Annotated in this window: 5 protein-coding genes and 1 pseudogene; 3 read left to right on the forward strand and 3 right to left on the reverse strand. The window is 72.5% G+C overall.

Translation table 11 applies throughout. The features are described from left to right. Together AOK16_RS25555 and AOK16_RS13405 are read right to left on the reverse strand one after the other, a co-directional pair. A pseudogene (locus AOK16_RS25555) lies at positions 1–204 on the reverse strand (sigma-70 family RNA polymerase sigma factor); the annotation flags it as partial. A gap of 339 nt (positions 205–543) precedes the next feature. Then, entirely contained in the window at positions 544–1731 is a 1188-nt protein-coding gene (locus AOK16_RS13405) for a lanthionine synthetase C family protein (RefSeq protein ID WP_240483549.1), read from the reverse strand. Here AOK16_RS13405 and AOK16_RS28230 point away from each other — a divergent pair. The 3 genes from AOK16_RS28230 (at position 1666) to AOK16_RS13415 (ending at position 4467) form a co-directional block, all read left to right on the forward strand. Further along, a complete protein-coding gene (locus AOK16_RS28230) occupies positions 1666–2268 on the forward strand; it encodes a hypothetical protein (RefSeq protein WP_240483550.1) in 603 nt (200 codons plus the stop codon). The two genes, AOK16_RS13405 and AOK16_RS28230, sit on opposite strands and share 66 nt — an antisense overlap. A gap of 187 nt (positions 2269–2455) precedes the next feature. After that, positions 2456–3502 (forward strand): class V lanthionine synthetase subunit LxmK, encoded by a 1047-nt coding sequence (gene lxmK, locus AOK16_RS13410; RefSeq protein WP_276202500.1) that lies wholly within the window; start codon positions 2456–2458, stop codon positions 3500–3502. Further along, the gene (locus AOK16_RS13415; protein WP_055472496.1) at positions 3499–4467 is read left to right on the forward strand and encodes a T3SS effector HopA1 family protein; all 969 of its coding nucleotides are present in this window, start codon (positions 3499–3501) and stop codon (positions 4465–4467) included. Before lxmK ends, AOK16_RS13415 begins: the two co-directional genes overlap by 4 nt. Positions 4468–4562: 95 nt before the next feature. Here AOK16_RS13415 and AOK16_RS13420 read toward each other — a convergent pair whose 3' ends face one another. Beyond that, positions 4563–5741: a uroporphyrinogen-III synthase gene (locus tag AOK16_RS13420; protein WP_107098341.1), complete on the reverse strand. Its 1179-nt coding sequence runs from the start codon at positions 5739–5741 to the stop codon at positions 4563–4565. Positions 5742–5859 lie beyond the last annotated feature (118 nt).

A 5859-nucleotide genomic window follows, 5' to 3' on the forward strand; every position in this document is an offset into this window, starting at 1 on the left:
CTCCTGGACGACGTCCTCGGCGCGGTGCCGGTCCCCGGCGACCAGCCGCAGCACATAGCCGAGCAGGGGCCCTGCATGCTCGCGGTAGAGCGCCCGCATCAGCTCCTCGTCGGGCATCTCCCCGCCGCCTGAAGGGTTTTTGGGGGCCCGGTGCCGGTGGGTTCCGGAAGGGCGGTGTTCGACCACGGCCGCATCCTTGCGCACCCGTGCCTCCTGGTCGAGTCCCGGCTCCGCGCGGGAGCGGGGAACGGTTTCGGATGAACCGGCGGGGGTGGAGCGGGAGTTCGCGCCCCCCGTCCGCCGCGCACCCCCGCTCCCGGCCTCGGGCCCGTGTGCGCGGGGAGGCGGTGGCGGGCCCGAGGAGCGGTGTCGCTCCTGAGTACGGGTGTGGCGGGCGGGGTGTTCAGCGCCCGGTGGAAGTTTCCGGCCGGAGGCGGCCCGGCTACGGCCGGGAACGCAGGGAAAGCCCTTACTGTTCAGGCGAGTTGATGTGAGACAAGTCGCAGCGCGCGGCGACCGGATCGTGTCCGCTCCGGCGCATGGCTAGACCGGCGGTCCCAGCAGGAGCGCCGCGTCCCATCCCGTCCTGGGCGTACCGCCCGTGCCGTACGCGTGGAGGGCGAGGGCGATCCCCGCCGCGCCCATCAGGAACCCCGGGTCGTCCTGCCGGGGATTGAGGGTGCCGAGGTCGGCCTGGAAGCCGAACGGCGTGCTGGGGTCGTAATGTTCCAGAACGCGTTCGGCCAGGTGCTCGGCCACGAGTTCGGCGCCCGCGTCACCGGGCGCGTCCTCGGCGCCCCGCAGGACGAGGGCCAGCAGCCCCGACCACCCGTGGCACAGCGCCGCGTCACGAAGGGGCTTGCCCGGCGGCGGGCCGCCGCACGCGGTCAGCAGCGCTCGGGTGGCGAGCGAAGTCCAGTCCTCCCGCCCCAGCGCACGCCCCGCCAGGCGTACGGCGTTGCCCACGCTCACATCGCCGTAGCACCAGGAGAGTTGGGTGAAGGGAGTCCCCGGGCTCGTGCGGCCGTGCTCGTCGACCTGAAGGAACCGGGGCCAGGCGGTGCCGCCCTCAGGGCTCGTGCCGCGCCGGCCGAGGAGCCAGGCGGCCAGCCGCTCCACCGCCTCCCGCAGTCCCGGGTACTCCTGCCCCGACAGCAGGACCACCGACAGGAATGCCAGCGGGCCGGATATCCCGTGGGCCATTCCGAGGTTGAGGAACCCCTGGGCATCCTCGGCAGCGGGCGTCGAGGCCACGCACCAGGCCGGCACCTGGCGGCCGTTGACCTTCCGGGTGCCCTGGAGGCGGGTGAGGGCACTGACGACCTCCCCGAGGCTGTCGGACCCCTCCGGGGCCTCGGCCAGGAAGTAGACGCCCATGCCGGTCAGGCCGTAGAGCAGGTCGTAGTCCGCCATACGCAGGGGCGCGTCGCCGGTGGTCAGCCGCCCCCGCACCAGGCCGCTGAAGCTCCGGGCAGCGGGGGTCAGGGCACCGAGGATCTGCCGGCGGATGGGGACTTCCCGACCGGTCGCACCGGCCACCGCGCGCCCGGCCAGCCCGAGTCCGGCCAAGCCGCTGAACAAGCCGCTCCGACTGGGTGCGGAACCAAGAGCCCGCGCGCACTCGACGAGGCTGGCGCGCGCCGCATCGGCGTACGCCGGCTCTGTGTGGGCGAGTTCCGCGAAGAGCAGGGCCGTACCGGCCCGGCCGTTGGCGAGCAGAGCGCCTTCCATGCCCGGGGCTTCGGTGGCATGCCGGGTCACATACCGCGGGTCGGCGAGTCGATCGGCCACCTCGCGTGCGACCTCAGCGGCGCGCACACGAGTCCGTTGGCGCCGCCGGAGTCCCCTCGGGCCTTCGTGGCGAAGTGCGAACTGTTCGGGCACGGCTGCTCGCCCTCTCCGTCGTGTCGGTACCGGGTAATCCCTCAGCAGGCAGGTCAGCCAACCGCGTTTTCCGTTACCGGGGTTGCCTGCCATCAGGAAAACATCCCGGATCCCGTACGGCGAAATCCTCCCAGCAAGATCATCAAGGACTTTAGTCCCTGGCCCGGAGCGCTCCTCGATGGTGTGCTGGGTGGGTCTGTGCTGAACAACCCATCGATTCGTGAGGAGTTCACCATGAACGCCGAGGCAACCGCCGAGGACCTGATGGCCGGTTTCTCGTTCCATGTGAGCGGTGAGGAATTCATCGCCGACCTGTGGGACGGCGAGAACCTTGCCAGCGGCAACCCGATGACTACGAGCCTCTGCTGCACTGCGCAGTGCTGAAGGGTGCAGTGCTGAAGGTGCAGTGCTGAAGGTGCAGTGCTGAAGGTGCAGTGCTGATCGTGTGAAACAGTCCGGGGCCTGTCGCACGGCGGGCCCCGGCAGTCAGGAGAGGCGGGCTGTGCAAGCTCGGGTCGACAGTGAATCCCCGCTTCGGGTGAGGGCGGCCGACCCCGCCGGGACAACCCAGGTGAACAGGGTGCTCCGGAGAGCGGGGCTAGGCGCCCTGCCCCCGGACAACACCACCTCGTATCCGGGCCGCAACACCAACTGGACCGGTACGACCGAACGAGGCCACTCCGTCTTCGTCAAACAGGTGGGTGGGGATTCCGGTGATTCGCTCCGCCGCTTCCGGCGCTCCCTTTCCTTCGAGGAGTTGGCGGACCGCAACAAGCCCGCTGGTCTGCGCCGGCCGCGTCGGCTGTGCCATGACGAGGAGTCGAGAATCCTGGTCTTCGAACTCCTCCCCGCTGTCTCCGGAAACGAACTCCTCACCCGTGACGCCTTCGGAGCGGATCTGGCGCATGAAGTCGGCCTGATGTTGGCGGAATTGCACGAACTGCCGTCGGGAGAGGCCGACGGGCTGGACCGTACACCGCATCCGCTGCCGCCCTCGGAATTCTTCGACGCGCTCCCCGAACGGGCCTTCCTCCAGGCGACCCACGCGGAACTGGAATTCTGGTGGCTTCTCCAGAGCGATCGGCAACTCGTGGCCGCCATCGGGACGTTGCGGGGGATGGAAGCCCGGGCTCCGCACCGCCCGGCCCACTGCGATCTGCGCTTCGACCAGCTCCTGATCGCCGACGGGGTCCTCCACCTGAGCGACTGGGAGGAGTTCCGGTTCTCCGACCCCGCCCGCGATGTCGGCGGCTTCCTGGGCGAACTGCTCTGGACCGGTGTCACCCGGATCCCCGCCTCCTCCCCTGACGAGAACGACACTCGGCAGGACGCCCACGGGACCATCGTCGCCAGGGGCGTACAGGAACTGGAGCGCCTGCGCCCCATCGCCCTGGCTTTCTGGGACGGCTACCGCGGTCGGCGGAGCGGCCTCGATCCCGGCTTGCCGTGCCGGGCGAACGCGTTCGCCGGGTGGCATCTGCTCGACCGCGTCCTGGCAAGTGGCAGCGAGCGGGGGCGTCTGTCCCCGACCCAGCGGGCCGCTGTCGGAATCGGCCGCAGCGTGCTGATCGCACCCCACCGCTTCATCCGGGTCCTGGGCATGGGAGGCACGGCGTGACCGACCCGGCCGTCCTCAGCACGCGGCTCGACCGGGCACTGGACGCGGTGCGCGTCGACGTGCGCGCTCGCCGGGCCCGCGTCGGTGCCCGGGAGGTGAACGCCGAATCGCTCGAAGACCTGAAGCAGCGTCTGGCGACCGCCTTGTACGAGGTCCTGCACGCCGGCGCCCCGGAGGCCACCGGTCCGAACTCGCGGGCACTGCGCGACCCCGGGCTCGAACGGCGCTTCCGCGCAGCCATGCCGCACCACAGCACACGCTCCCGCGCCACCGTGCTGTCCGCCGTCGACCCCGGCAGCTCGACTTGTGTGGTGAGCCTGGACGGCGTCCGCGTACGGGTCCCTCTCGCCCGGCTGCCCGATCCCCTACCGCCGCCCGGCACACCCGTCACGGTCCGGCACGACGCGGCCCGTCCCGCGCTGTCTCCGGGGTTCTTCCTCGTCCACGGATCCGCGGGGCGGGTGGGCAGCGGTCCCATGCTCCGTGTCTACACCCACCTCACCTGCCCTGACGCCGCGGAGGACGCCTGGGCCGCGCTGCTCCGGCACCTTGAGGAACAGGCCGTGCCCTACCAGGCCAAGATCCTTTCGTGTCCGCGGCAGTACCCGCGCCGTGACGCCGCCGTCGTCTACCTGAGCCCGCGGTTCCGGCACGTGGCCACCGATCTCGTACGGGTCCTGGCGGGGACCAAAGGGCTCGGCGAGTCGACTTCCTGCTTCACCGAGGAGCTGTCCCCCGGCATCGCGACGGCCCACGAGCCCGACGACAGCCGACCGGGAACCGCCGGTCTCAGCTTCGGCCAGCACCGCACCGGCGCCGTGGCCGAAGGCCTGATCGCCCATGCCGAAGCGCCGGGCACACCCCGGGCGGCGGCTGTCGCCGCGTCCCTGGTCGCGGCGGGCATCGATCCCGCGGACCCGTCCCGCAACCTCCGCTCCCCGGCTCACGAGCCGCGAAGGCGCTGAGCCGGCCTCGCTCTCCTGAAGCCCGCTCTCCTGAGGCCTCGTTTCCCTGAAGCCTCGCTCCCCTGAGGCGGAGTGGGCCGGAAGCCGCGGTCGCCCTATCCGTCCCCGTACTTCGTGTCCGCCGCGGGGTCCAGCGCCAGGCGGTACCCGCGCTTCACGACCGTCTGGATGAGCTTCGGCGCCCCCAGGGCGGTCCGCAGGCGGGTCATCGCCGTCTCCACGGCGTGCTCGTCGCGGCCGGCGCCCGGAAGCGCCCGCAGCAGGTCGGCGCGCGGCACGACCCAGCCGGGGCGGCGGGCCAGGGCCCGCAGGAGGGCCATGCCCGCGGGCGGTACGGGCCGCAGCTCGCCGTCCACCAGCACCGCGTGCCCGCGGATCTCCAGCCGCCGCCCGGCCACCGGCAACGCCCGTACACGCCCGGGGAGTTCGACGCACAGCAGCTGGACGAGCGGTCCCAGCCGGAACCGCTCCGGCTGCGCGGTGGGGATGTCGTGCGCCTCCAGCGGCAGGGCGGTCACGGGCCCGACGCACGCCGGCAGGACGTCGTGGCGCAACGCCGCCAGCAGCTCCTCGCGCAGGCCCCGCTCCTCGGCCCGGCGCAGCAGGGACGCGGCGGCGGGCGCGCTGGTGAAGGTGATCGCGTCGAGCGAGCGGGCGATCGCCACGTCCAACAGGCGGTCGACGGGCCCGATGTCCTCCGGCGGCATCCACCGGTAGACGGGGACGCCGACGACCTCGCCGCCCGCGGCGCGCAGCGCCTCGACGAAGCCGGGCAGCGGCTCGCCGTGCAACTGGAGCGCGATCCGGCGCCCTTCGACGCCCTCCTCCAGCAGCCGGTCCAGCACCTCGGCCATGGACTCGGAGGCGGGCGACCACTCCTCGGTGAGCCCGGCGGCCCGGATCGCGCCGCGCACCTTCGGCCCGCGCGCCAGCAGCCGGACCCCGCGCAGCCGTTCCAGCAGCGCCTCGCCGAGGCCCCAGCCGTCGGCCGCCTCGATCCAGCCGCGGAAGCCGATCGCGGTCGTGGCGACCACGAGGTCCGGCGCGTCCGCGATCAACTCCTTGGTGGCGGCGAGGAGTTCGGTGTCGTCGGGCAGCGGGACGATGCGGAGCGCGGGCGCGTGCTGCACCTCCGCGCCGCGCCGCCGCAGCAGCGTGCCGAGCTCCTCGGCGCGGCGCGCGGCGGTGACCCCGACGGTGAACCCGGCCAGCGGCGGGGAACCTGAGGGTGCGGCTTCGGCGGTCTGCGGCGGCTCTCCGTGCATGTTCTCCATGTTTCCAGCAGGGGGTGTCGCGCACGTTTCGCGGCGGTTACGGCGGTTACGGCAGGTGCGGCGGATGGGGCCGCAAGGGGCGCGGAGTGACGCACCCCCGCCCTCCTGCCCCCCATGA

Origin of the sequence: Streptomyces pathocidini (assembly GCF_001418495.1) — a bacterium.
Taxonomy (GTDB): Bacteria; Actinomycetota; Actinomycetes; order Streptomycetales; family Streptomycetaceae; genus Streptomyces; species Streptomyces pathocidini.